This window comes from Methylophilus sp. Leaf414 (assembly GCF_001425425.1).
In the GTDB taxonomy this organism is placed as follows: domain Bacteria; phylum Pseudomonadota; class Gammaproteobacteria; order Burkholderiales; family Methylophilaceae; genus Methylophilus.
The window spans coordinates 454,380-478,552 of sequence record NZ_LMQQ01000001.1; the positions used below are offsets into that span (position 1 = coordinate 454,380).

The 24,173-nt window shown below is 49.2% G+C and carries 25 protein-coding genes; 16 read left to right on the forward strand and 9 right to left on the reverse strand.

Going from position 1 to position 24,173, the window contains the following annotated elements; translation table 11 throughout:
- Positions 1-42 precede the first annotated feature (42 nt).
- The 4 genes from acs to ASG24_RS02180 all read left to right on the forward strand — a co-directional run bounded on the left by acs (position 43) and on the right by ASG24_RS02180 (position 4,698).
- The gene (acs, locus tag ASG24_RS02165; protein ID WP_055867343.1) at positions 43-2,019 is read left to right on the forward strand and encodes an acetate--CoA ligase; all 1,977 of its coding nucleotides are present in this window, start codon (positions 43-45) and stop codon (positions 2,017-2,019) included.
- A 151-nt stretch (positions 2,020-2,170) separates the two neighbouring features.
- Entirely contained in the window at positions 2,171-3,745 is a 1,575-nt protein-coding gene (locus ASG24_RS02170; protein ID WP_055825887.1) for a peptide chain release factor 3, read from the forward strand.
- Between the two features lie 28 nt (positions 3,746-3,773).
- The gene (locus ASG24_RS02175; RefSeq protein WP_055867346.1) at positions 3,774-4,238 is read left to right on the forward strand and encodes a hypothetical protein; all 465 of its coding nucleotides are present in this window, start codon (positions 3,774-3,776) and stop codon (positions 4,236-4,238) included.
- A gap of 79 nt (positions 4,239-4,317) precedes the next feature.
- The gene (locus ASG24_RS02180; RefSeq protein WP_055867347.1) at positions 4,318-4,698 is read left to right on the forward strand and encodes a YchJ family protein; all 381 of its coding nucleotides are present in this window, start codon (positions 4,318-4,320) and stop codon (positions 4,696-4,698) included.
- A gap of 61 nt (positions 4,699-4,759) precedes the next feature.
- Here ASG24_RS02180 and prfB read toward each other — a convergent pair.
- Positions 4,760-5,864 (reverse strand): peptide chain release factor 2 gene (gene prfB / locus ASG24_RS02185; protein ID WP_156376504.1). Its coding sequence is split into 2 segments (ribosomal slippage): positions 4,760-5,782 and positions 5,784-5,864, totalling 1,104 coding nucleotides; the frame shifts between segments, so codons are not numbered across the junction.
- 168 nt (positions 5,865-6,032) lie between these two features.
- On the opposite strand from prfB, the gene ASG24_RS02190 reads away from it, so the two are divergent.
- From ASG24_RS02190 to pstB, 6 genes are all read left to right on the forward strand, one after another.
- Positions 6,033-6,689 (forward strand): DUF47 domain-containing protein, encoded by a 657-nt coding sequence (locus tag ASG24_RS02190; protein ID WP_055825894.1) that lies wholly within the window; start codon positions 6,033-6,035, stop codon positions 6,687-6,689.
- Positions 6,690-6,698: 9 nt separating this feature from the next.
- Positions 6,699-7,700 (forward strand): inorganic phosphate transporter, encoded by a 1,002-nt coding sequence (locus ASG24_RS02195; RefSeq protein ID WP_055867356.1) that lies wholly within the window; start codon positions 6,699-6,701, stop codon positions 7,698-7,700.
- A 120-nt stretch (positions 7,701-7,820) separates the two neighbouring features.
- A complete protein-coding gene (locus ASG24_RS02200) occupies positions 7,821-8,813 on the forward strand; it encodes a PstS family phosphate ABC transporter substrate-binding protein (RefSeq protein ID WP_055867360.1) in 993 nt (330 codons plus the stop codon).
- Between the two features lie 106 nt (positions 8,814-8,919).
- The gene (gene pstC / locus ASG24_RS02205) at positions 8,920-9,846 is read left to right on the forward strand and encodes a phosphate ABC transporter permease subunit PstC (RefSeq protein WP_055825900.1); all 927 of its coding nucleotides are present in this window, start codon (positions 8,920-8,922) and stop codon (positions 9,844-9,846) included.
- Between the two features lie 90 nt (positions 9,847-9,936).
- Positions 9,937-10,875: a phosphate ABC transporter permease PstA gene (pstA, locus tag ASG24_RS02210; RefSeq protein WP_055825901.1), complete on the forward strand. Its 939-nt coding sequence runs from the start codon at positions 9,937-9,939 to the stop codon at positions 10,873-10,875.
- Between the two features lie 25 nt (positions 10,876-10,900).
- Positions 10,901-11,680, forward strand: coding sequence for a phosphate ABC transporter ATP-binding protein PstB (gene pstB, locus ASG24_RS02215; protein WP_055825903.1), 780 nt, complete (start codon positions 10,901-10,903; stop codon positions 11,678-11,680).
- Between the two features lie 109 nt (positions 11,681-11,789).
- On the opposite strand, the gene ASG24_RS02220 is transcribed toward pstB, so the two are convergent.
- Positions 11,790-12,113, reverse strand: coding sequence for a DUF1330 domain-containing protein (locus ASG24_RS02220; RefSeq protein ID WP_055825905.1), 324 nt, complete (start codon positions 12,111-12,113; stop codon positions 11,790-11,792).
- 289 nt (positions 12,114-12,402) lie between these two features.
- Positions 12,403-13,602, reverse strand: coding sequence for a glycosyltransferase (locus ASG24_RS02225; protein WP_200934421.1), 1,200 nt, complete (start codon positions 13,600-13,602; stop codon positions 12,403-12,405).
- A 144-nt stretch (positions 13,603-13,746) separates the two neighbouring features.
- Here ASG24_RS02225 and ASG24_RS02230 point away from each other — a divergent pair, with 144 nt between their 5' ends.
- Together ASG24_RS02230 and ASG24_RS02235 are read left to right on the forward strand one after the other, a co-directional pair.
- Positions 13,747-14,610 carry a zinc dependent phospholipase C family protein gene (locus ASG24_RS02230; protein ID WP_055867363.1) on the forward strand — a complete coding sequence of 288 codons (864 nt, stop codon included), beginning with the start codon at positions 13,747-13,749 and terminating at the stop codon, positions 14,608-14,610.
- Between the two features lie 129 nt (positions 14,611-14,739).
- On the forward strand, positions 14,740-15,897 hold the full coding sequence (locus tag ASG24_RS02235; protein ID WP_055867366.1) for a metallophosphoesterase: 1,158 nt from the start codon (positions 14,740-14,742) through the stop codon (positions 15,895-15,897).
- A gap of 35 nt (positions 15,898-15,932) precedes the next feature.
- Here ASG24_RS02235 and ASG24_RS02240 read toward each other — a convergent pair whose 3' ends face one another.
- Genes ASG24_RS02240 through ASG24_RS02265 form a run of 6 tightly spaced genes read right to left on the reverse strand, consistent with a single transcriptional unit; the run spans position 15,933 to position 21,196 of the window.
- Complete coding sequence (locus ASG24_RS02240; RefSeq protein WP_055867368.1) at positions 15,933-16,886, reverse strand: VWA domain-containing protein; 954 nt, start codon at positions 16,884-16,886, stop codon at positions 15,933-15,935.
- Positions 16,886-17,422 carry a hypothetical protein gene (locus ASG24_RS02245; RefSeq protein WP_055825913.1) on the reverse strand — a complete coding sequence of 179 codons (537 nt, stop codon included), beginning with the start codon at positions 17,420-17,422 and terminating at the stop codon, positions 16,886-16,888. The genes ASG24_RS02240 and ASG24_RS02245 overlap by 1 nt, the downstream gene beginning before the upstream one ends.
- On the reverse strand, positions 17,422-18,387 hold the full coding sequence (locus ASG24_RS02250; RefSeq protein WP_055825915.1) for a VWA domain-containing protein: 966 nt from the start codon (positions 18,385-18,387) through the stop codon (positions 17,422-17,424). The genes ASG24_RS02245 and ASG24_RS02250 overlap by 1 nt, the downstream gene beginning before the upstream one ends.
- Positions 18,387-19,283, reverse strand: a complete 897-nt coding sequence (locus ASG24_RS02255) for a hypothetical protein (RefSeq protein ID WP_055867371.1) — start codon at positions 19,281-19,283, stop codon at positions 18,387-18,389. Before ASG24_RS02255 ends, ASG24_RS02250 begins: the two co-directional genes overlap by 1 nt.
- A 9-nt stretch (positions 19,284-19,292) precedes the next feature.
- Entirely contained in the window at positions 19,293-20,153 is an 861-nt protein-coding gene (locus ASG24_RS02260) for a DUF58 domain-containing protein (protein WP_055867374.1), read from the reverse strand.
- Complete coding sequence (locus tag ASG24_RS02265) at positions 20,150-21,196, reverse strand: MoxR family ATPase (protein WP_055825921.1); 1,047 nt, start codon at positions 21,194-21,196, stop codon at positions 20,150-20,152. The genes ASG24_RS02260 and ASG24_RS02265 overlap by 4 nt, the downstream gene beginning before the upstream one ends.
- Before the next feature lie 202 nt (positions 21,197-21,398).
- Between ASG24_RS02265 and ASG24_RS02270 the strand changes: the two genes are divergently transcribed.
- From ASG24_RS02270 to ASG24_RS02285, 4 genes are all read left to right on the forward strand, one after another.
- Entirely contained in the window at positions 21,399-22,142 is a 744-nt protein-coding gene (locus tag ASG24_RS02270; RefSeq protein ID WP_055867378.1) for a hypothetical protein, read from the forward strand.
- Between the two features lie 54 nt (positions 22,143-22,196).
- On the forward strand, positions 22,197-22,751 hold the full coding sequence (locus ASG24_RS02275) for a TetR/AcrR family transcriptional regulator (protein ID WP_055867382.1): 555 nt from the start codon (positions 22,197-22,199) through the stop codon (positions 22,749-22,751).
- Positions 22,752-23,102: 351 nt separating this feature from the next.
- Entirely contained in the window at positions 23,103-23,846 is a 744-nt protein-coding gene (locus ASG24_RS02280; RefSeq protein ID WP_055867385.1) for an SDR family oxidoreductase, read from the forward strand.
- A complete protein-coding gene (locus ASG24_RS02285) occupies positions 23,840-24,088 on the forward strand; it encodes a DUF2798 domain-containing protein (RefSeq protein WP_055867388.1) in 249 nt (82 codons plus the stop codon). The genes ASG24_RS02280 and ASG24_RS02285 overlap by 7 nt, the downstream gene beginning before the upstream one ends.
- The last annotated feature ends 85 nt before the right edge of the window (positions 24,089-24,173 follow it).

Sequence of the window (24,173 nt, forward strand, 5' to 3'; positions counted from 1 at the left end):
TTGATTTTTGGCATTTTTTGACATTGATTTTTGGGGGACGCTATGTCTATCGAATCTGTACTTCATGAGCACCGCGTGTTTGCACCGGGCGCAGCTTTTTCCAGCCAGGCAGCCGTGGGCAGCATGGAGGAATACAACCGTTTGTGCAAAGAAGTTGCACAGGATTACGAAGGATTCTGGGCCAACCTGGCACGGGAATTATTGATCTGGCACAAACCGTTCACTAAAACACTGAATGAAGAGCAAGCTCCGTTTTACAAGTGGTTTGAAGATGGTGAATTAAACGTTTCAGCCAACTGCCTGGACAAGCATTTAAAAACCATCCCGAACAAGACAGCCATTATCTTTGAAGCCGATAACGGCGACATTAAAAATGTCACTTACAAAGAGCTTTATCATCAGGTTTGCCAGTTTGCTAATGGCCTCAAATCACTCAATCTGGTCAAAGGTGACCGCGTCATTATTTACCTGCCTATGGGCATTGAGGCCATTGTCGCCATGCAGGCCTGTGCGCGCCTCGGCCTTATCCACTCTGTGGTATTTGGCGGCTTTTCTGCCAAAAGCCTGAATGAGCGCATCATTGACGCCGGTGCTGTCGCAGTCATTACCTCTGACGGCCAATACCGTGGCGGCAAAACACTGCCATTGAAACAAGCAGTGGATGAAGGTATCGCGATGGGGGGCTGTGACAGCATCCGCAATATGGTGGTGTTCAAGAAAACCGGACAGGATGTGGCCTGGGACAGCAAATGTACCTGGTGGCATGACCTGATTGCAGGAAAATCCGACGAGTGCGAGCCGGTGATGGTCGAGGCCGAACATCCTTTATTTCTTTTGTATACGTCAGGTTCCACCGGTAAACCTAAAGGTGTACAACACAGCTCGGCAGGTTATTTGCTCCATGCCATGAACACTATGCGCTGGACTTTTGATATCAAACCGGATGACATTTACTGGTGTACCGCCGATGTAGGCTGGATTACCGGCCATAGTTATGTGACCTACGGCCCGTTGGCCATGGGCGCAACGCAAATCGTGTTTGAAGGTATTCCTACTTTTCCTAACGCGGGCCGTTTCTGGGAAATGATACAGCGCCATCAGGTCAGCGTGTTCTACACTGCGCCGACCGCAATCCGTTCATTGATTAAAGCTGGCGAATCTGATGCTGCTACGCACCCTGGAAAATATGACTTATCCAGCCTGCGCTTGCTGGGCACGGTAGGTGAACCGATCAATCCTGAAGCGTGGATGTGGTACTACGAGCAAGTAGGCGGCAGCCGCTGCCCTATCGTGGATACTTTCTGGCAAACAGAAACCGGTGGTCATGTCATTACACCGCTACCGGGCGCTACTAAGCTAGTTCCGGGTTCATGTACCCTGCCCTTCCCCGGCATTGATATTGATGTGGTGGATGAAACCGGCAAAGATATTCCCTGGGGCAATGGCGGTCTGCTGGTAATCAAGAAACCCTGGCCGTCCATGATCCGCACTATTTACAATGATCCAGAACGTTTCAAAGCCAGTTACTACCCGGCTGAACTGGGTGGCAATATTTACCTGGCGGGGGATGGCGCCGTACGTGATGCCACCACTGGTAACTTCACCATCATGGGCCGGATTGACGATGTGCTCAATGTCTCCGGTCACCGTCTGGGCACCATGGAGATTGAATCGGCACTGGTTGCTAACCCATTGGTCGCTGAGTCAGCTGTCGTGGGGAAACCGCATCCGATTAAAGGCGAGTCCGTGGTGGCATATGTGGTATTGAAAGGCAAACGTCCGGAAGGCGAACAAGCCAAGAAAATCGTCGCTGAATTGCGTGAATGGGTAGGCAAGGAAATCGGCCCGATCGCTAAGCCCGATGAAATCCGTTTTGGTGATAATTTACCAAAAACGCGTTCAGGGAAAATCATGCGCCGTTTGCTGCGCAGTCTGGCCAAAGGGGAAGAAATCACTTCTGATATTTCCACCCTGGATAACCCGGCGATTCTGGAGCAGTTGAAACAACCAGTGAGTTAAGACAGAGCAGTATGGAAGGCCTGATTATCCTGGCGGTATTTATCGCAATTGCTGTTTTCCTGATGCGAAAATAGCAATCAGCTTACTCACAGCCATCCCCATCAGGCAAATAGGTTAAAATAGCGGCTTTTAAACGAGCCGCTATTTTTTCATGTCCAGTTTGCAGCAAGAAGTCCAACGCCGTCGCACCTTTGCCATTATTTCCCATCCGGATGCGGGTAAAACCACGCTGACTGAAAAGCTGCTGTGGTTCGGCGGCGCCATCCAGGTCGCCGGTGAAGTGCGTGGCCGCAAGGCTGCGCGCCATGCCACGTCTGACTGGATGGAACTGGAAAAGCAACGTGGTATTTCAGTCACCTCTTCCGTGATGCAGTTTCCCTACCGTGACCACATGGTCAACCTGCTGGATACACCAGGCCATGATGACTTCTCTGAAGATACCTATCGTACGCTGACAGCGGTTGACTCGGCCGTGATGGTGATCGACTCTGTCAATGGCGTGGAAGCGCAAACCATCAAGCTGCTCAACGTCTGCCGTATGCGCGACACGCCTATCATCACCTTCATCAATAAGCTTGACCGCGAAAGCCGTGCGCCAATTGAGTTGCTGGATGAAATCGAAACGACACTGGGCATGGAGTGTGCGCCCATGACCTGGCCGATTGGTATGGGTAAAACTTTCCGTGGTGTTTATAACCTGGTGACTGACAGTATTCTGTTTTTCGATCCACGTGCTGAAAAAGGCACTTCGGAAACTATCCAGGGTATCGACAACCCGCGTCTGGACGAGCTGATAGGCTATCAGGCACAAGAGCTACGCGTGGACATTGAACTGGTCCGTGGTGCATCGAATGAGTTTAATAAAGAGCGTTATTTAAGCGGCAAGCAGACACCGGTTTTTTTCGGTTCTGCCGTAAACAACTTCGGCGTGCAATCCTTGCTGGATGCAGTGGTAGACTTATCGCCACCGCCACAGGCACGCAACACGGCAACCCGCTCTGTAGCCGCTAATGAAGAAAAATTCGCAGGCTTTGTATTCAAGATCCAGGCCAATATGGACCCAAAACACCGCGACCGCATTGCATTCCTGCGGGTGTGTTCCGGCCGTTTTGAACGTGGCATGAAAATCAAGCAAGTGGCTTCCGGCAAAATGCTTAACGTCAATAACGCCATTACGTTTATGGCGCAAGACCGTACTATTATGGATGAAGCATATTCCGGCGACATTATCGGCATTCCTAACCATGGCACCATTAAGCTTGGCGATACATTTACCGAAAACGAAGCACTGAAATTCACCGGCATTCCTTCATTCGCGCCGGAATTTTTCCGCCGTGCGCGCATTAAAAATCCGATGAAAATGAAGCAGTTACAAATAGGCCTCAAGCAACTCTCCGAAGAAGGTGCAGCGCAGTTGTTCCGTCCGCTACTTTCCAACGATCTGATCCTTGGCGCCGTAGGTATGCTGCAGTTTGACGTAGTGTCGCATCGCCTGGAACATGAATATGGCGTCGATATGATTTTCGAGCCATATGACTGTTATACGGCGCGCTGGCTGAAAGGCTCAGATGCAGATCTGAAGGCCATCGCTGATAAATACGGTTTCAATGTTGGCCTGGATAGTGCAGATGACTATGTATACCTGGCACCTAACCGCGTCAACCTGCAGATGGCGCAAGAACGTTACCCGGATATCCAGTTTATGGAAACGCGGGAAATCGCTTAAATCCATACATTCGTTGTCAGCAGGACTTATGTCTATTTCAATGCCGTTAGGCGTGATCAAGGCTTTATCTTTCAAGCAACCGTTTGCCTGGCTGATCGCAAACGGCTACTTGCTGGTCGATGACCGCACCTGGGGCACGCAATATCGCGGCCCCATGCTCATTCATGCCAGCAAAGGGTTGTACGAGCAGTATTATCAGCACATTAAATACAACACCGACGTTCCCATCCCTGATGTGGATAAACTGGAATATGGCGGTGTGGTTGGCATTGCCAAACTTGTGCTGTGCTGCAAACCGGGGGAACTACCAACAGGAGTTAGTCGCGATCAGCGCGCGCATTTCGGCGGTGTGCATCATGACTATTTTGGTTTTTTATTTGAACAGGCAAGACCGCTACCGTTAATGCCATGTGCGGGCAAACTTGGTATCTTCGAGCTTGATATCGATCAGTTATTGGCGGCCCCGCCGGCAGCACAAACAGAGTTGTTTTGATGCAGACTCGACCGTAGAACAGATTATCGACAATCACTTGATCGCTAAACGACTTGCATACTGAGATTCGGAATACCCAATGAAAAATGCCTGCCCATGTTACAGCGGTAAAGCTTATACAGACTGCTGCCAGCCTTTGCATAACGGCACACCCGCACCAGATGCTGAACGTTTGATGCGTTCGCGTTACAGCGCCTATGCATTAAAATTGCCAGAATATATTTTGCATACCTGGCATCAAGACACACAACCTAAAAGCCTTACTCAAGAAGATTTAGGAGGTATCAAATGGTTAAAACTGCAGGTGCTTTCACATGAGCAGCCGGATGCGGATACGGCGTTTGTAAAGTTTGTGGCGACTTTTCAGAGTGCTAAACAGAAGAAAGAACAGCTGACCGAATATAGCCGATTTAGCCGAGAAAGTGGGCAGTGGCTTTATATTGATGGGCAAGCTGACTAGGTGATTATTCAATATAAAAAGGCAGCGACTCCGCTGCCTTTTTAATTACCTGAATATTAACTTAAAGCCCCTGCTTCAGGCTTTCCATAATAAACGGATCCAGGTCGCCATCCAGCACGCCCTGCGTATTGCCAATCTCGACATTGGTACGCAGGTCTTTGATACGTCCCTGGTCCAGCACATAACTTCGGATCTGGTGACCCCAGCCGATATCGGTTTTGGCATCTTCCAGCGCCTGCTTTTCCTCGTTTCGCTTGCTCAGCTCTAGGTTATACAAAGCACCCTTCAGCATATTCATCGCTTCCTCTCGGTTACGATGTTGCGAACGGTCATTCTGGCACTGCACCACCACATTGGTCGGCAAGTGGGTGATACGCACCGCCGAGTCGGTTTTGTTAATGTGCTGACCACCGGCACCGCTGGCGCGGTAGGTATCAATGCGCAAATCGGCCGGGTTGATGTCAATTTCAATCGAATCATCTACCTCTGGGAATATCTGCACGCTGGCAAAGCTGGTATGACGCTTGGAGTTGGCGTCAAACGGGGATTTACGCACTAGGCGATGCACGCCGCTTTCAGTACGCAATGTGCCGAACGCATAATCACCGCTGACTTTGATCGATGCGCCCTTAATCCCGGCAATATCACCTTCTGATTCCTCCAGCACCTCGACTTTGAAACCTTTGCGCTCGACATAACGTAAATACATACGTAATAACATGCCCGCCCAGTCCTGTGCTTCGGTACCGCCACTGCCAGACTGGAATTCGATAAAGCAGTTGTTGGCATCCAAAGGCTGCGAGAACATGCGTTTGAATTCCATGGCAGCGATGATTTCCTCAATCTTTTTTGTGTCTGCTTCTACACTCAATAAGGTGTCATCATCATTCTCTTCACGCGCCATCTCAAACAACTCACTGCTATCAGACAATGACTGATGCACATCATCCAGCGTCATGACCACGGTTTCCAGCATGCGTTTTTCCTTGCCCAGGTTTTGTGCCTTTTCTGCATTGTCCCAAATCTTGGGATCTTCGAGCAGCCCGTTGACCTCGGCTAAACGTTGCTGTTTGTTTTCGTAGTCAAAGATACCCCCGAAGGGCCTGGTGACGTTGTGTCAAATCGCTGAGCGCATTGGCGATACTATTGAGGTGTTCGGCTTCCATTTTTGATTGGTCAGAGTGTAAAAGCCAGCATTATACCGCAGCCGGGCACGTGATTCAGGGTCATAGATGGGCATCAATTTAGTAAAGAATTCATATTTTTGTCACATACACTGTCACAAAATAGTAAAATCACGGTCACAAAACTTTGTAACCGTCCGGGAGTCCTCAATGGCGCATGCCACCTTTGGCCGCATTATGGCTGCAATCAGCCCTAGAAACGATAACTATTTTGTGCTGTTTAACCGTCTGGCCGACTGTGCTGTGCGTGGTTCCAAAGTATTGGCGTTAATGGCCGCAGAGGTAGATCAGGCCGGGTTTCACACACATTTTGCCGAAATCCGCAAAATTGAATCCGAAGCGGACGAATACACCAAAGAGATCCTGCTCTCGCTACATAAAACCTTTATTACCCCGTTTGACCGCCGTGAAATCCGTGAGCTGGCAATGGCGCTCGACGACATCATTGATTATATGGAAGCGATTCCGCAGAGTGCGGAAATTTACGGCCATACCAAATTCACCCCTGAAATGGTAGCACTTGCGCAGATCCTCTTAAGAGCGGCGGAAAAAGTACGCGATGCCGTGCATATGCTGTCAGATATGAAAGATGCCGAACGCATTTTGCGCACTTGTGAGGAAATCAGCACCATCGAAGGTGAGGCCGACCACATTATGCGCTCTGGCATGCACAGGCTGTTTTCTGAAGACCATGATGCCCGCACCCTGATCCGTTCCAAGCAACTATATGATTTGTTCGAAGAGGCTGTCGACAGCTGTGAGGATGTCGCGGATGTGATTCACGGCGTCGTGTTGGAACGCATTTAAGGAATCGTCATGGATCACGTGATAATCGTCATGGCGGTGCTAGTCTTCGTCGCCCTGATCTTTGATTTTATGAACGGCTTTCATGATGCCGCCAACTCCATAGCCCTGATGGTTTCAACCCGTTTGCTAACCCCTCAGGCAGCCGTTATCTGGGCTGCTTTCTTTAACTTTGTCGCTTTCCTGTTTTTTGGTTTGCATGTGGCAGACACGGTAGGTAAAGGGATCATAGACCCGAATATCGTCAACAATACTATTATCTTCGGCGCCCTGTTTGGCGCAATCGCCTGGAACGTGATCACCTGGTGGTTCGGCATCCCCTCCTCCTCGTCACACGCGCTGATTGGCGGCCTGATCGGCGCAGGCATGGCGCATTCTGGCACTAAAGGCGTGATCATAGGCAGCAAACTGATCAGCACCGGTATTGCCATTATCTTGTCGCCATTGTTTGGCATGTTGCTGGCGCTACTGTTGTCCATCGGTATCATGTGGGCATTTCAGCGCTCATCACCTTATAAAATCGAAAGCCGCTTTAACAAGATGCAATTTATTTCATCTTCGTTATTCAGCCTTGGGCATGGTGCCAATGACGCGCAGAAAACCATGGGCATTATTACGGTCTTACTGTTTGCCAATGGCTACCTGCAAGGTGACTTTCATGTGCCATTCTGGGTGGTGATTGCCTGCCAGCTGGCAATGGGTCTCGGCACCCTGTTTGGCGGCTGGCGTATCGTGCGCACCATGGGCATGGGCATTACCAAGATTCGCCCGACCGGTGGCTTTGCAGCACAAACCTCCGGCTCGATTGCGTTATTCCTGGCCACTAGCCTGGGGATACCGGTTTCAACCACCCACACCATTACCGGCGCCATTGTCGGCGTAGGACTATCACGCCGGATGACCGCTGTACGTTGGGGATTAGCTTCGCGTATTGTCTGGGCATGGATACTGACTATCCCCTGCGCAGCGATTATGGCAGCAATTGCGTACCATATCGGTGAAAGTGTGTTGTAAGAAAAATGTCATGCAAAATAGGCGCCTGGTGCGCCTTTTTTATTTTTTGTCACATTTCTGTCATATAAAGTTTCTAAGATTCACGCATTGCAAGATAACACCACACACAGGAGTGTATAAATGAATACCACGTTGTTCCGCACTACTTTAATCGCTTCATTGATTGTACAAACATTCAGCTTTTCAACAGCTAATGCAGCGGACAAGATTATCAAAATTGACGGTTCGAGCACTGTATACCCGATTACCGAAGCCGTCGCTGAGGAGTTTCAGCGTACCAAAGGTATCAAGGTGACTGTAGGTGAATCTGGTACTGGCGGTGGTTTCAAAAAATTCTGCCGTGGCGAAACTGACATTTCAGATGCTTCACGCCCAATCACACAAAAAGAAATAGACCTGTGTAAAGAAGGCGGCGTACAGTTTATCGAGTTACCAATCGCCTACGATGCGTTGACTGTAGTGGTGAACAGTAAAAATGACTGGGTAAAACAACTGACAGTCGCAGAACTGAAAAAAATCTGGGAGCCAAACTCTTCTGTTAAAAACTGGAAGCAAGTGAATGCAACCTTCCCGGACAAAGCGATGAACCTGTATGGTCCTGGTACTTCTTCCGGTACCTTTGATTATTTTACTGAAGCGGTGAACGGCAAAGCCAAAGCCAGCCGTAAAGATTACACGCCATCAGAAGATGACAATGTCCTGGTACAAGGCGTTTCAGGTAACCAAGGTGGTTTGGCTTACTTTGGCCTGGCTTACTACCTGGAAAACACAGACAAACTGAGAGCCATTCCTATTGTTGCAAAAGAAGGCGGCAAACCTGTATTGCCTTCTGAAGCTACGGTAATGGACGGTACTTACCAACCACTGGCCCGTCCATTGTTTATCTACGTGAACGCAACTTCAGCTGCATTCAAACCGGAAATCAAGGCGTTTGTGAATTTCTACCTGGAAAACGCACCGGAACTGGTAAAAGAAGTGAAATATGTACCATTGCCAAAAGTAGATTACGATGCAGTTAAAACACATTTCAAAGCGATGAAACCAGGTACCGGCTTTAACGGTTCTTCAGAAGTCGGCATCAAGATTACTGACCTGTTATCCCGAATCAAATAATGATTAAGGGGCTGCAATAGCCCCTTTTTTCGTTACTTTCGGCCTGTACCGCGGATTATCCGCTAAAATTCTTACCCGACAGATAATCACTATGGCGACTCAAGCAATGCAAGCACCCGTGGAACTGCCCATCAGCCCCAGACTGGCTAAAAACATCCGTAGAAATGTCAAAGAACGCATCATTGAGTTGATACTGATGATGGCGGCACTGGTAGCGGTAGCCACTACATTCGCGATTGTAGGCGTGTTGCTGTATGAGTCTTTAAGTTTTTTCAAAACCGTGTCTGTGGTTGAGTTTTTCACCGATACCGAATGGACACCCCTGTTTGAAGATGCACACTACGGCATCTTGCCACTGGTTTCCGGTACATTAACCACTTCTGCCATCGCCCTGGCAGTGGCCGTGCCTATCGGTACCATATCGGCGATTTTCCTGTCTGAATTTGCCACACACAAAACACGCGAGATTGTGAAGCCTATCCTGGAATTGCTGGTGGGTGTACCAACCGTAGTGTTCGGCTATTTTGCTTTGTTCTTTGTCACGCCATTACTGCAGACCATCTATCCGAATTTGCCTAGCTTCAACATGCTTGGTGCCGGTATTGTGATGGGCATCATGATTATTCCTTACATTGCCTCACTGTCTGAAGATGCCATGCGCGCGGTGCCTATGAGCATGCGTGAAGGTTCTTATGCTATGGGTGCAACCCGTTTCCAGACTGCGGTTAAAGTGGTCACGCCAGCGGCTATCTCCGGGATTGTGGCTGCCTATATCCTGGCGATCTCCCGCGCGGTGGGTGAAACCATGGTGGTGGCGATTGCTGCGGGCCAGCAACCTAACCTGACATTCAATCCACTGGAAAGCGCTGCGACGATTACTGCTTACATTGTGCAGGTGGCCATGGGCGATTTGCCGCATGGCAGCATTGGTTACCAAAGTATTTTTGCCGCCGGACTGGTGTTAATGGCAATGACGTTAACTTTTAACATCATCGGTCACTGGGTACGCAAACGCTATCGCGAGAGTTACTAATTCTTAAGATATACCCTGACGCAAAACTGACATATAACAACGATACACTGCCGGTAACCGACTACCGGACGATGCGGGAATAATACCAACATGGAACATAAAGCTTCTGTACTTGAAAATCTGGCCGAAGTGCGCGCCATGATTAAACGCCACAAGCGTAACGACACGTTGTTTGCAACGCTGGGCCTACTCTGTCTGATGCTAGGCCTGATGACACTGATGTTGCTGTTCTGGCAGTTGATTGCTGATGGCTATCCTAAATTCAACCTTGAATTCCTGACTGAATTCCCTTCGCGTCGTGCAGCGCGTGCCGGCTTGCTTTCCGCATGGGTAGGTTCATTGCTGGTGATGATTGTGACATTCCTTTCTGCGGTGCCTATAGGCGTCGCCGCCGGTTTATACCTCGAAGAATATGCGCCGAAAAATTTCTTTACTGACCTGATTGAAATCAACGTCTCCAATCTGGCTGGCGTACCCTCCATTATTTACGGTTTGCTGGCGCTAGGTTTATTTGTGTACATCCTGGGTTTGGGTCAAAGTATCCTGACGGCCGGTTTAACCTTGGGTCTGTTGATTCTACCAATTGTGATTGTGTCTACCCGCGAAGCCATTCGTGCTATCCCGGTTTCTATCCGCGAAGCCGCATACGGCGTTGGCGCGACCAAATGGCAAGTGGTGTATGACCACGTATTCAAATACTCTTACGGCGGCATTTTGACCGGTGTGATTATCGGTATGTCCCGCGCTTTAGGTGAAACTGCACCAATTATCACCATTGGTGCGCTGACATTCATCGCCTTTCTGCCACCCTCACCAATCACTACAGAAGCACCATTCATTAACTTTGAATGGTTATCCTCCGGCTTTACTGTGATGCCGATCCAGATGTTTAACTGGTTGTCCCGCCCTGACCACGCATTTCATGTCAATGCGGCCGCCACTGGTGCTCTCATTATTGTTGTCACCTTGTTGATGAACGGTGGCGCAATCTGGTTACGCTACAAAATTCGTAAAAATATTAAATGGTAATGCCACACAGGATTTAGAAAATATCATGGCCACAATAACGACCCCGATTAAAGCCGAAGCACGCGATTTAAACTTCTTTTATAGCAACGGTGCCCGCGCGCTCAAAGGTATTTCCATGCCTTTGTACGAGAACAAAATCACTGCGCTGATTGGTCCTTCAGGCTGTGGTAAATCCACATTCCTGCGCTGTTTCAACCGCATGCACGACCTGTATCCTGGTAATAAATACCAGGGCCAGATTGTAATGCACCCGGATAACACCAACGTACTCGATAGCGGCGTGGATCCGATTGAAGTTCGCATGCGTATCAGCATGGTGTTCCAGAAACCTAACCCGTTTCCGAAATCGATCTATGAGAACGTGGCTTACGGTTTGCGCGTGCGTGGTGAAAACAACAAACGCATCATGGATGACAAAGTGGAAGAAGCCTTGAAAGGTGCTGCTTTATGGAACGAAGTGAAAGACCGTTTGCATGATCTGGCATTCAACCTGTCTGGCGGTCAGCAACAACGCTTGTGTATTGCCCGCGCGCTGGCCACTGATCCGGAAATCATGTTGTTCGATGAACCGACTTCAGCACTGGACCCGATTGCAACGGCCAACATTGAAGAGTTAATGGTTGAGCTCCGTAGCAAATTAACGATCCTGGTCGTGACACACAATATGCAACAGGCAGCACGTGTTTCCGATTACACGGCGTATATGTACCTGGGTGAACTGATCGAGTACGATGATACAGACAAAATCTTTACTAACCCTGGCCGTAAGGAAACTGAAGATTACATTACCGGTAAATTTGGTTAACTCCACTTTTCCAATAAAAAAACGCCGCAAATTGCGGCGTTTTTTATTGGACACTTACAACATGCTCAAGCATTAACCTTCGATAACTTGCTCAGATGAAACTGATCCGTTATTTAGGAAGGTAAGGAATGGCACCTGCAACATCAGTGTCATCTATCAACTGGAAACGGCTTTCAGTACCCTCTTGCCTGGCTTTTGAGAATGGCGCATATTCGGGGTCATTCGCAAATGCTAATGCTGCTTCTTTATTAGGAAACTGAATTAAAGCAATCAATGTGTTTTCCAATGGCTTACCCTCAAGCACATCAATATTGGCACTTCGACTCAAATATCTTCCACCATGTTTTTCCGCAATCAGGTGAACATGCTTTGCATATTCAGGAACCCATTCATCATTTTTAAGTAGTACATCTGCAATTAAATATGCTGCCATTTTTACTCCTTGGATGTGTAGAAATAATCAATTAGTGCGAGTTTAAACTCTATTGTTTAAATCAATGAGAAATTTAAAGACTGCCAAATTCTGGCTTGCACTCAAAAAAGCAACCAGCGTGCGGCAGGTGTTGAGTTAACATATTAGATTATCCTGAGATTGTGCTGCTTGCTCGAGTGCAAGGCTGCCGGTATCTTGGCGCGCCAGCTGGCAAGCGTCAAGTGGTCCAGGAAAAATTCCGGAAAATCAGCAGGGATGGCAGCATCACAGTAAGTGTGTGCTGCCTGAATTATGCGGCTGCAGAAGCTGACAGCGGAAAATTGGCCAGCATCAAACGCTCGTAGCACTCCAGCAACTTCTTGGCCTGTGCTTCGCTTGACCATACCTGTTCCACATAGCGTTTGCCATTTTTACCAACACGCTCACGCAACTGGTGGTCAATCAGCAAGGTTTGTACTTGTTCGGCAAAGTGCAACTCGTCATCTTGTGCAATCAGCGCGCCCTGCTCATGGCGCAAGATGGAGGCAGTGCCCAGTTCAGCGATGGCAACCACCGGTGTTTCCTGCGCCATGGCTTCCAGCAATACCAGCCCTTGTGTTTCACTCTTGGAAGCAAACACAAAGATATCCGCAGCACGGTAAGCGGCATTCAGGCCGACAGCACGGTCCAGGTAACCCAGGAACATCACGTTCTGTTGCAGGCCGTTATCCTTTGTCATTTTTTTCAACATCGCTTCGGCCGGGCCTTCACCCGTGATCACCAGTAAAACCTCGGGGTGATCCTGGATGACCAGCGACAACATTTCCAGCAAGAACTGGATATTCTTTTCATGTGCAACGCGGCCAACAAACATCAGCAAAGGCCTTTGTGCGGGGATGCCATATTTCTCCCTGAAGGCTGCGCCATCACCAGGTACAAAACGTGAGGCATCCAGGCCGGTAGGAATCACGGTAATTGGTGTGGTCACCCCGTATTGTTGCAGGACATCACGCATTTGCCCTGAAGGTGACACCACGGTATCCACCTGCTGGCATTGCTTACGAGATACCCATTGCGCAATATTCACCGCAAACTTGCGTGGTACCCACGGCAAATAGTGGTGCATATAGTCTTCAAAGAAGGTGTGGTAGGTTTCCAGCACCGGCACTTGCAGTTTCTTGGCGATTTTAAGCCCGGCATAGTGCGCGATAAAGGGTGTATGGATATGCACCATGTCGTAATCCCCCGGATGCAGGCTTTCAATATAGGCCACCAGTGCCGACCACTTCATTAAGTAATCTTCAGGATCAAACACAATCTTGCGCGCATCTATGCGCGTGATCCAGGCTTCATCACCAATCAGAGCATGATCGAGGGACTGCGCGTATTGCGGCGCAATCAGGTGTACGCTATGCCCATCTGCACGCAGACTTTCTGCAAAGGTACGGATGCTGGTTGAAACGCCATTTACGCGTGGGAAATACACATCTGAAATCATCAATATTTTCATGCAAAGTTCCGTTTAAGCGGTTCCATGTAAACAATTCTCACATACTTTAACAAGGGTTCGTGATGCTTTTATGACCAAATCCCTTTCATATCAATGTCATACAATCATCATGCATCTGTCATCTACCAGGCGCAGAGTGCGCACATGCAAAAAAGTATCTTCAGATGTTTAGCCGTACTGCTATTACTGATTGCCATACCCGGCGAAGCACATGCCTGGGGGTTGTATTCCCATGTGGCTTATACCCATAGCTGGTTACAGACATTACCTTTATTGCCCTTGCCCTGGTTAGGCGTGATGCGGCGTTACCCGACCCTGGTGCTGGCTGGTGCCTGCCTTCCGGATCTGGCAGTAGTTTCCCGTACCTTTAATCACAGCCATGGCTGGGGAATAGGCCAGCAATTACTGCATACCAAAAATGAGAGACAACTGGCGTTGGGGATAGGTTATAACGTTCACCTGCTGACCGATGTCGTTGCACACCAGCATTTCGTACCCACGTTTGAAGCCAAGTGGCAGCATGACAGTCTGCTCACGCATGCGGCTGCTGAATGGGCCATGGATGCTTACCTGCAAACGACAAACATTCCTTCGCCTTCCAAACTATTGCGTATACACCGCAAAACCATTGTAGAAACGTTAACGCAAGCGATGCAATGTGATTCCGGCATCGTGGAAAAAGCTGTTTCCAGGTTAGCTACTGCCGACCAGGCATTGCGCCTGTCGCGTATTCCCCAATATTTGTTGCGCCGTTACGGCAGGCTGGATAACGAGTTTGAACACAAACTGGCCTATTACCGCGACCAGGTGAGTTTGGCCTTGCAAGACCTGCCTCAGTTACTCAACGGGTCGTTTCCCTCATTGCATGCCGAGCATGTCAATTTAGGCATGGAACAACTGGATGACTGGCGCCAAAAATGCCTGCAAGATGCCAGGCTGCGCCCTACCCGTGCCATACAAGCGTTTGAGCATTACCATCATCAGTGGTTTAACCAGCCAGACTGCTAGCGCACAAAGCCAAGCTGCCGCTGTTGCTTTAACAGCTAGCGGTTATGCTTTAAATACCATGATGACTTGAATCTATTGGCGCTGGCTCCATCTAACGAATACCCATCCTCCAGCCAACAAAAATAATACATGCCACCTCTACGCTTCCTGCTCACATTTACCACCATGGTCAGTGTCTTGCATTACTACATCGGTTCACGCCTTCTAAACTCGGTTGCCTGGGCTGATTGGGTGCTGTGGGCCGGTTGGATATTCCTGGTCATTTCAACGTTGCTGCAGCCAGTCGCTTTCCTGGCACGCGGGCTGCGTAACCATGCTTTGCGTGATACCACCAGCTGGGTCGCAATGACGCTGATGGGCGTGTTTTCTTCGTTGCTGGTCCTGACAGTAATACGAGATATTTTCTTGCTGGTGGTCGCTGGCATGGATGCTTCCCACTTTTTCCAGGCGAACTTTTTCACGCTGGAGAAGAACACTGCATTATTGGCAATCACAGGCGCAGTGGCAATCAGCGTGATCGGCTTTTTCAATGCCCGTCGATTAGCCAGGGTGATTAAAATCAAAGTGCCTTTACGCAATTTGCCTGCCACGCTGAATGGTTTCCGTATTGTGCAGATCAGCGATATCCACGTCGGGCCTACCATTAAAAAAGGCTATCTTTCGCGCATCGTTAACCGCGTCAATACCTTGGACGCCGACCTGATTGCCATTACCGGCGACCTGGTGGATGGTCGCGTCAGTGAACTCTCAACGCATACCCAACCGCTGGCGCAATTGAATGCGCGCCACGGCAGTTTTTTTGTTACCGGGAATCATGAATATTATTCTGGCGCACTGGACTGGATTCAGGAAATAAAGCGCTTAGGGATACAGGTATTGCTCAATGAGCACGTGCAGCTGAAACATGATGGCGCAACGCTGGTTTTGGCGGGGGTGACAGACATAACCGCAGGCGGGTTCTATGACCATCATCAGAGTGACCCGCATGCAGCGATTGCAGGTGCGCCCCTGCATGCACCAAAAATCCTGCTCGCGCACCAGCCACTGAGTTCCAAAGAAGCCGAGTCAGCAGGTTTTGATTTACAGTTATCCGGACATACGCATGGCGGCCAGTTTTGGCCATGGAAATACCTGGTGCCACTGCAACAGCCTTATGTAGCTGGCCTGCACCGTTTGAAAAATTTGTGGGTATATGTGAATCGGGGGACCGGTTATTGGGGCCCACCCAACCGCTTTGGCTCGCCGTCGGAGATCACCTGCCTCACACTAGTACCGGCAAATGATTAGAGCGTCATTGACGTTCTAATCAATACCTGGCGCTGTTAACCCTCAACGCGCCTGCGGTAAAGCACATCTGGCACATAGCTAGCCAACACTAGCAGTATCGCCAGCACCAGATACACGACGCGTAGCGGGTAGTCTGTGACAAAACTGGCTGTGGCTTTTTTTGCGGCAATAGACTGGTAAAACGCTTCCTGGTCTTGCCCTTTCACATAACTGCCTTTGAATTCCGCTGACAGCTCTTTCAAATATTCTTCTTCCAGTTGCGACAGCATGCGGTCATATTCGGCATAAGCCACAGGTGGATCCGGTTCATCACTACTTGGGTCCGCATAAGTCACGCCTACAGCACCTGCATTATTATTTTCGCTGACTGGCCAGTATCCCACTGGTTTATTGGCAGTGTTATAGCGGGTAATCGCCACCTTTTCTGGACCGCCTACCCCGACAAACGTGAAAAACTCGCCGATCTGCACCCCGCTTAAATCCTGCTTGATGGTCACGTTTACGCGTGGCGCTTCATCGCCATCGGTGAAAAACAGCATTTGTGCCGGTTGATTCAGTGCATCATAAATATGGGTCGCTGCATGTACGGAGAAACTCAGGCGGCTATTGCCTTTCCATGCCATGCGCCATTCCAGGTGATCAATACCATCGGTAATCACATCCAGGTTCTTGCATACTTCCAGCGGTGTTTGCAACATCGCCACGTTATCAGAAGCAAAAATGCCTAAACTGAAATACGTGCCGCATGGTGCTTTATGCACGATCTGTTTCATCAAATGTTGTGCGTAGGCAATGCGGCTGATTTTTTTCTGGTTCAGCATTTCATCTTCAGCATTCATACTTTGTGACACATCGGTGATCAGCAAATAATGCTGCACCTGCTGCCTGAGCTGTATGCTGGGCTTGACCAGTGCCAATACCAGCAAACTCAAAGCGAGTGCGTAGAGCACAGGCTCATAGTACTGTTTCAGCCATGCTATCGCTTTCATTATGGCAACCCGATCGGCAGATTACTGAGTTCCATATGCGACTGGTCTTTAGTGCCCGCCTGCATGCCGCGCGCCATCACCGAGTGCAATAGACTCAAATTGAATTTGGCCGCTTTATCTGCAGGCTGCAGGCGTAATGACTGTTCATAAGCGATTTTTGCCTGTGTAAATGCATAGCGCGCCTCATCCTGAAACGAACCATCTTCATTCACTGTGCGCACCAAGCCGGACAAAAACAGGTTATTCCCGATATTGAAATGGATATGCGGCAGCTCGGCTTCTGGCGGACCGACTTCCAGCAACTGGCCATAGGTTTGCACTGCATGTTTATAATCGCCATGTTTGCCCTGGTCATAGGCCGCAGTAAACCGTTGCAAATACGGATATTCTTTCTCTTTAATCAACGTGCCATTCTGGATTTTTTGATTCAGCGCCTGTAATGACTGTAACTGCCAGCCAAAATACATCGCACCAATGATTCCTGCCACGGTAATGCTACCCCACAGCCAATTGGCTTTTTTTGCATGTGTTGCCATTAGTACATCCTTATATGTTTAACCAGCACCAACCCAAATCCCAGTACCAATGCCAGCAAGATTAAGTCTTTGGCATAGTCATGCCCGGGAATCATGATGGCGTATTGAATGACGTTCTTTTCCTTGGCATCGATTTCACGCAGGGCAGATTCCAGCGCCGTGGCGTTATCTGCCTCAAATGCCTTGTATTTGATCTTTAAGGAACGGAAAAATCTATCCAGCGCTATGGCTTCCGGTACGCGCTCTTCTTCATAGACGTTGTCACTGAAAATACTGATGTCATCAGGTTCACGTAGCACAATCCAGTACAGATTGAGTTTTTTACCTGTCAACTGTTTCTGGATCTGGTATTTCACGCGCGGGCTTAATTTACCGGCACCATCCGACAGCAAAACGATAGCGCGCGAGCCGGTGCTGGCAATGTTTTCAAACAATGTTACTGCATTGGTGATGCCGGCACCGATATTGGTCTGGTTCAAGGCCGGGCCAGTCGCGGCCTGAATTGCCGAGTGGATGCCATCGCGATTGGTGGTGATTTTCATGCCATACAGGGCAGAGTTGGTGAAGCCAACCACGCCCATCATGTCATCCGGTCGGGAATCGATAAATGCAGTAATTAATCGCCTTGCCGCCATGGACTTGATTTCTGCCGCATGCCCACCGGTACTTTGCCCGGCAAACGGGTGATCCATACTCACGCTGCGGTCAATCACAAATACACTTTGCGCCCCTTTGCCGACTTTTTGCTCCTGGTGGCTATCGCCCTGTGGACCAGCCAAAGCTAACACCAGGCATAGCAGCATCAGTGCAGTAGCGGCTTTAACCAGCCGGTTGGCGGTATCTGAAAACGGGTCTGCAGGCACCATTTGCAACCATGAATAAGTTTGTGCATGCCGGCTTTTCAATAGGAAAGGGACAGCGACTACTGGCAACAGCAGCAAGAACCACGGGTGTAACCAATGCATCAGACGCCCCGTTCACAATCGCGCAGCTGGCGCGTAAATGTTTTACATTGCTTTAAATAACCGGCAGCGTCGATGGCTTGCCCGCTATACAGCACCGCATTGGACTCGGCAAAAAAAGCATGAAGCGCTTGTTCTAGTGGTTTAAAACCAGGTTGTTGCGCGACAAACTGCGGCACATGTGACGCCAGCATTTGCTGACCGAAGCGCTGATTCAATGCATCTTGCACAATCAGGGCTGCCTGCTTCTGGCCTTCAGCGTTTGCTGGCAGTTTTTTTAGTTTGCGGTAAGCACGGGCAAAGTGCCCGTTCACCATAGGCAATAAAGTCCAGTCGGAATTCCGGTAAAGCAATACCAGGCCACCAATCACCGCTAGTAACAGGCTGATAAGCAATCCTCGGTGTGGCGTTTGTGTATCCAGTAATGCCGGGCGGTGTTGTGCAACCACACTTTGCTTGGCTTTTTGTAACTGGTCTGGCAGTTGCGCCATCAACCAGAAGCGCCATGAAGGTAATTCAACCTTGGCACCGCTTTTAAATGTCACTTGTTCGGCCGGCAGTTGCAACTGCACAGGTTTGCCACTGCCGGCGAATACCTGGTAATCGTATACCAACTTGTAAACTTGTTGATTTCCCTGCTTGCGGCTATCGACTTGCAACTGCCGCAGTTCAACACCGTTACGTTGCAAGCCTTTCAGTGGCAGGTTGTTGTCATTGAGCTGATCATTTGCAGCCACCGAAACCTCGATGGAGCGTTGCAATACATCACCGATCTGTATCCCAGCATAAGAAGCCGGGTTTTGCACGCTAAGTACTTGCACTTTGGCCGCTGGTGTTTCGGCCAAGGCAAGGCTTGGGCATACAGCAGCCATCAACCACCATAAAAAAATCTGTTTCATCAGCACACTCTAATGGATAAGTTGTTCAAAATAATCCGACAGCAAGGCCGAATCGAAGCGTCCATCGACATACAGCGGACGAATATCAAAGCGCGCAAATAGCTGGTCCAGCGCCTGTTTACGTTGCTCAAACATCTCGACAAACTGCGCGCGGATGGACTGGCGGAAGAAAATGGTTTTTTGCTGGCCGGTTTCGGGGTCTTGCAAGTTACCGAAACCAAAGCGCGGCAAACGCTGATATTCCAGCGGATCCCATAATACGATGGGAATCATTTGGTGATTGGCCATCAGGTTCAAGCCATGCTCAATCAGTGACAGCGGCAAATGAAAATCGGAAATCCAGAACACCAGTCCTTTTTGCTGGCCCAGTAATCCGGCCGCCTCGACGATGCCACTGCCATCTCGTCGCGTACTGCGAAAATCACCGATTTCGGCGATGGTGGCAAACGACTGGTGCGCATGGTGCCCGGCTGACAGGCTCAAATGCGGAATCACGCTATGGTCATAAGAAACCATGCCAAACAGGTCACTGTTCTCATGGGCCGAGCAGGCAATTGATGCTGCCACCGCTTTCACCGTATCCAGCTTGCTCACTTGCCCCTGAAACTGCATGGAACTGGACAGATCACAGACGGCATACAGAGGAGACGATGCCTCCTGCTTGAATACACGCACCTGAATCTGCTCATAAGGATCGCGCAGCGTTTGCCGCAAATCCACGCGCCTGGCATCCGGATAATCAACTAGCGAAACATGCTTGCTGAATTCATCGCCCGGACCACGCTGTATGCCCAGATGTTCGCCAGTATGCACGCTCGCAGAGCGCCAGGGCACCTGGTAGAAAAAGGGCTGGGCGTAGTCGGGAATCATGCCGCTTTCGCCTTGGATGGCACGCTCACTGAGGCCAGTATCTGGTTGGTCAGTTCGCGGGACAGTTCGGTGCGACGACTTTCAAACATCGGGTTAAGCACCAGTCTGTGCGCAATGATTTCATGGAACACCGCATGAATATCTTCAGGGAATAAACTGTCACGATTCATCAGCCAGGCATGCACACGGGCTGCTTTTAATAACATACCCATACCACGCGGACTGGCCCCGGTATGTATCAGGCGGTTAACATCCACGCTATCAAGCTGAATGCCGTAAGCAGATGGTTTTTGGGTAGATTCCCACAAATCCAGCGCATAATCTTCAAGCACATCGCTGGCGCGGATATGGCTTTGCAATACGTCAGAAAAAGCATTCAGCTGGTCATAAGCCAGTACGCCGGCATCCACTTGCTGGGTCAGGCGCTCGGCATGCTGGAACTTCACATCGAACATCAAGGCCTTGCGTAATGCACGATCCTCAGGAATTTCAATCGGGATTTCCATCATAAAGCGGTCGCGCGCAGCGGATGGAATCTCAAAGGTTTCATTTTTTTCTACCTGGTTACGGTCGGCGAATACCAGCATGTGCGGCAAACGATATTCTTTTTTGAACGCGCCAATATGTCGCTCAGCCATCACACGCAGCATCAATGCATGTACCTGCGGCCTGGCGCGGTTGATCTCGTTAAAAAAGAACACAGACAACTGCTCGCCTGCCCGCAGCAACGGACCCTCTTCCACTTTTGGACGGCCATCCTCGCCAAGGAATGTGTGGTAGATCAGATCGTTAGGCATCAGGTCAACGGTGCCTTCAATACGCTCATAAGCCCCCCCCAAACCACGGGCAATCGACTGCAACAACGTCGTTTTACCCACACCTACACCGCCTTCGAGTAACACATGGCCGCGGGCAAAAATGGCAATATTAATGGCACGGATTGCCTTGTCCTGGCCGACCACTACTTTTTTCACTTCGTTTTCGAGCTTAAGCGCATGGTCGCGCCACTCGGTCAATTGTGTTTCGATTGATACGGATGTCATGGTTATCCCTTGTTTACAAATTCAGCCGGGGCTATGATGCCAAAGTAGCTTCTGGAAAAGGTGTGGAAGAACTGGTTGCAATTTGTGGTTTGCCACGTTAATATGCAGACAGGTCTGTTCACTTATTTCTAGTCTACTGCAGCCATCGAAAAAAAAGCAAGAAGATTTTTATGGGGTTACCAGCGTGAACGTACTAGCGATAATGAAGAAGACAGGACAGCGTGGCGCACGCAGCGTGAAAACCTACGCGCTCTATGGCCTTTGGAAATTGGGATTCAAGCAGTGGTGTCGACATGCGCCGTTATACATGTTGCGCCAACAGCTGGTAGCCTGGAACTCGCAGCGCATGCATGTGCATGGTGCCAGTGCTGCTTTAAATACGCAGGACATCCTGCATATTCGGCAGCTGATAGAACGGGCTCAACATACAGCGGATGTGGCACTGTCGCCAACCCTGCTGGACCAATGGTTTTTCCAGGCCATAGGCGCCATCCGTGTGCAATCGCAAACAGGTGTCGATACTGCCTGGCATTTGTTTGAGCAGTCCGTGCATGAACAACTAGGGAGCCAGTCATTTAGCCGTTCATTGTCCTTTGGCTTGGTGGTGACGCTCAGTGTGGTCTGGATGACTATGGTAACGCCAATGCATCAGCCGACGCATACTGAATGGTCACCATTGGAAGAAACACAATTTGAGTCAAGTGCGACCGCTGATCCAGTCACGCTCAGCTTGCTAAACCTGGCTTACCAGAAAATGCAAAACGGCAGTTGCCAACTACCACAGGCAGCAATGTTGCCAGATGCGCAGCGACAGGCATTTATTATGTTTGTCACCAATGGCAAGGTAGATGTTGACCATGTGGAACAGTTGCGGCAAGCGCTTGGATACGTGAGTTGCCTGTACCCACAAGAACTCATGCGCCCGCAAGGACGTGAACGTTTTTAAACCAGCATAAGCAGAAAAATCGGGATCTCCCATCGAATGGGAAAAGGATAAATGATGAACATGCGTGAGAAAATTTTAACCATTGCCAGCAGCCTGTTTGATACCAGAGGTATTCAGGCTTCTGGCGTTGATACCATTATTATGGAGGCAGGCGTCGCTAAGGCAACGCTGTATAAGCACTTTCCCAGCAAAAACCAGTTGATTACGGCTTATTTGCGCGAAAAATCAGACAAGTTTTATGGCTGGCTGAATGCCCAGCTGGCTACTGGTAAAAGTGAATCGATTGAGTTGCTGATTCAATTGTGTGAGTTACTGGAACAATGGATTACCCAGCCAGAATTTCATGGCTTGCCATTCCATATCGCTGCAGTAGAGTTTCCGGATCCTGAGCATCCGATTAACCAATATTCAGCCGTTCTTTCGGTAGAGCTGCAGACCTATCTATGTAAAATTGCCCGCAATGCCGGCGCTAAGGATCCGGAAGCATTGGGTCAGCAATTAACCATTCTTTTTGAAGGGGCGGCATTAGTAGAACGACTTGCCCCGAACACCGGTGCCGCTACTCGTGCAAAACTAGCAGCGATTACCCTGGTGCATCACGCTACCTGATCACGTGAAAACACCAATGTGCTAACCTGGTGGCACATTGGTGTTTTTACAGTTTCTTTAGTCATCTCTGCTAACACCTCTGAGCTCACTTTTTATTCATACCCTGCCTGATCTCACTTAGAATTAAATATCTAACCAATGAGATTTGGCTACGCATTTGAGCTTTTAAAAAGAGTGGGATTCACTTTTCAAAAGCAATGCCTTTTCAAGCCTCACACCTGTAATTTCAAATAAAATATTAAATTATTTACCTATTGGTAATAAATATGTTGACAAGCAAAAACGTCTTCTTTACTATTTATATACCGAATGGTAATTAAATAGTAAATCAAATTTTACAAGGACTTTAAAATGAGCACACCACAGCAACGTATTGCATTTATTACTGGCGCTAATCGCGGTATCGGCTTTGAAACGGCCAAGCACTTAGGCGGACAAGGCATCAAAATTATTCTTGGGGCGCGTGATGAAGTCAAAGGCTTGGAATCAGTAGCGCAATTAAAAGCCGCGGGCATTGATGCGGAATATTTGCACTACGATGCGGCATTAACAAATGCTCCTCAAACAGTAGCTGAAGCATTGCAATCACGCTTTGGGAAACTGGATATCCTGATTAACAATGCCGGGATACTGAAAGAAGAATTGATCGGCCAGAACAATACGTTAACTGTTGACCAAGACACACTTAAAGCTACTTTTGATGCCAACTTTTTTGCAGTGGTGGCGTTAACTCAAGCCCTGCTGCCCTTGCTTCAAAAATCTCCAGCGGGCCGAATTGTTAACCTATCCAGCATTCTGGCTTCACAAACACTGCACAGTTCGCCAGACTCGCCTATTGAGGTTGCAAAAGGACTGGCGTATAACGCCTCGAAAACAGCATTGAACATGTTTACCATACACTTGGCACATGCCCTAAAAAACACCCACATTAAAGTCAATTCTGCGCACCCTGGCTGGGTGAAGACTGAACTGGGCGGGCCTAATGCGCCAATGGAAATCAGTGACAGCTGGAAGACTTCAGTCAGGTTAGCTACACTGGACGATAACGGCCCTACCGGTGGTTACTTTCATGAGGACCAGGCTTTGCCATGGTAAATAGCACAAACAAACGCGTGGCCTTCAAACGTAAACTGCTATTCGCAGCACTGATGTCACTGGTGACCGTGAATATCGTGAGCGTCTCCATCCTGCTGATTAATCACGTACCTAGGGCGCTCTTGCTTGATAAGTGGCTAACCAGCATCACAGTGGCCTGGCCGATCGTGTTTGTGAGTATTTTGATGGTTGCGCCGTGGTTGTTACGGCTGACGGAATGGCTGGTAAAAGACCATAAGTAACCTTGTTTCCTCTGCTATAGTGAGGAAGCATGGAGAGCGAGTCTGGCTGCCCTCAATAGGCAGACCTGCTCGCTTAAACTGACGG

What these genes read in the sequence shown, in the direction of transcription:
- acs (WP_055867343.1), top strand. Translation starts at nt 43, where the DNA reads ATGTCTATCGAATCTGTACTTCATGAGCACCGCGTGTTTGCACCGGGC.
- ASG24_RS02170 (WP_055825887.1), top strand. Translation starts at nt 2,171, where the DNA reads ATGTCCAGTTTGCAGCAAGAAGTCCAACGCCGTCGCACCTTTGCCATT.
- ASG24_RS02175 (WP_055867346.1), top strand. Translation starts at nt 3,774, where the DNA reads ATGTCTATTTCAATGCCGTTAGGCGTGATCAAGGCTTTATCTTTCAAG.
- ASG24_RS02180 (WP_055867347.1), top strand. Translation starts at nt 4,318, where the DNA reads ATGAAAAATGCCTGCCCATGTTACAGCGGTAAAGCTTATACAGACTGC.
- ASG24_RS02190 (WP_055825894.1), top strand. Translation starts at nt 6,033, where the DNA reads ATGGCGCATGCCACCTTTGGCCGCATTATGGCTGCAATCAGCCCTAGA.
- ASG24_RS02195 (WP_055867356.1), top strand. Translation starts at nt 6,699, where the DNA reads ATGGATCACGTGATAATCGTCATGGCGGTGCTAGTCTTCGTCGCCCTG.
- ASG24_RS02200 (WP_055867360.1), top strand. Translation starts at nt 7,821, where the DNA reads ATGAATACCACGTTGTTCCGCACTACTTTAATCGCTTCATTGATTGTA.
- pstC (WP_055825900.1), top strand. Translation starts at nt 8,920, where the DNA reads ATGCAAGCACCCGTGGAACTGCCCATCAGCCCCAGACTGGCTAAAAAC.
- pstA (WP_055825901.1), top strand. Translation starts at nt 9,937, where the DNA reads ATGGAACATAAAGCTTCTGTACTTGAAAATCTGGCCGAAGTGCGCGCC.
- pstB (WP_055825903.1), top strand. Translation starts at nt 10,901, where the DNA reads ATGGCCACAATAACGACCCCGATTAAAGCCGAAGCACGCGATTTAAAC.
- ASG24_RS02220 (WP_055825905.1), bottom strand. Translation starts at nt 12,113, where the DNA reads ATGGCAGCATATTTAATTGCAGATGTACTACTTAAAAATGATGAATGG.
- ASG24_RS02225 (WP_200934421.1), bottom strand. Translation starts at nt 13,602, where the DNA reads ATGAAAATATTGATGATTTCAGATGTGTATTTCCCACGCGTAAATGGC.
- ASG24_RS02230 (WP_055867363.1), top strand. Translation starts at nt 13,747, where the DNA reads ATGCAAAAAAGTATCTTCAGATGTTTAGCCGTACTGCTATTACTGATT.
- ASG24_RS02235 (WP_055867366.1), top strand. Translation starts at nt 14,740, where the DNA reads ATGCCACCTCTACGCTTCCTGCTCACATTTACCACCATGGTCAGTGTC.
- ASG24_RS02240 (WP_055867368.1), bottom strand. Translation starts at nt 16,886, where the DNA reads ATGAAAGCGATAGCATGGCTGAAACAGTACTATGAGCCTGTGCTCTAC.
- ASG24_RS02245 (WP_055825913.1), bottom strand. Translation starts at nt 17,422, where the DNA reads ATGGCAACACATGCAAAAAAAGCCAATTGGCTGTGGGGTAGCATTACC.
- ASG24_RS02250 (WP_055825915.1), bottom strand. Translation starts at nt 18,387, where the DNA reads ATGCATTGGTTACACCCGTGGTTCTTGCTGCTGTTGCCAGTAGTCGCT.
- ASG24_RS02255 (WP_055867371.1), bottom strand. Translation starts at nt 19,283, where the DNA reads ATGAAACAGATTTTTTTATGGTGGTTGATGGCTGCTGTATGCCCAAGC.
- ASG24_RS02260 (WP_055867374.1), bottom strand. Translation starts at nt 20,153, where the DNA reads ATGATTCCCGACTACGCCCAGCCCTTTTTCTACCAGGTGCCCTGGCGC.
- ASG24_RS02265 (WP_055825921.1), bottom strand. Translation starts at nt 21,196, where the DNA reads ATGACATCCGTATCAATCGAAACACAATTGACCGAGTGGCGCGACCAT.
- ASG24_RS02270 (WP_055867378.1), top strand. Translation starts at nt 21,399, where the DNA reads ATGAAGAAGACAGGACAGCGTGGCGCACGCAGCGTGAAAACCTACGCG.
- ASG24_RS02275 (WP_055867382.1), top strand. Translation starts at nt 22,197, where the DNA reads ATGAACATGCGTGAGAAAATTTTAACCATTGCCAGCAGCCTGTTTGAT.
- ASG24_RS02280 (WP_055867385.1), top strand. Translation starts at nt 23,103, where the DNA reads ATGAGCACACCACAGCAACGTATTGCATTTATTACTGGCGCTAATCGC.
- ASG24_RS02285 (WP_055867388.1), top strand. Translation starts at nt 23,840, where the DNA reads ATGGTAAATAGCACAAACAAACGCGTGGCCTTCAAACGTAAACTGCTA.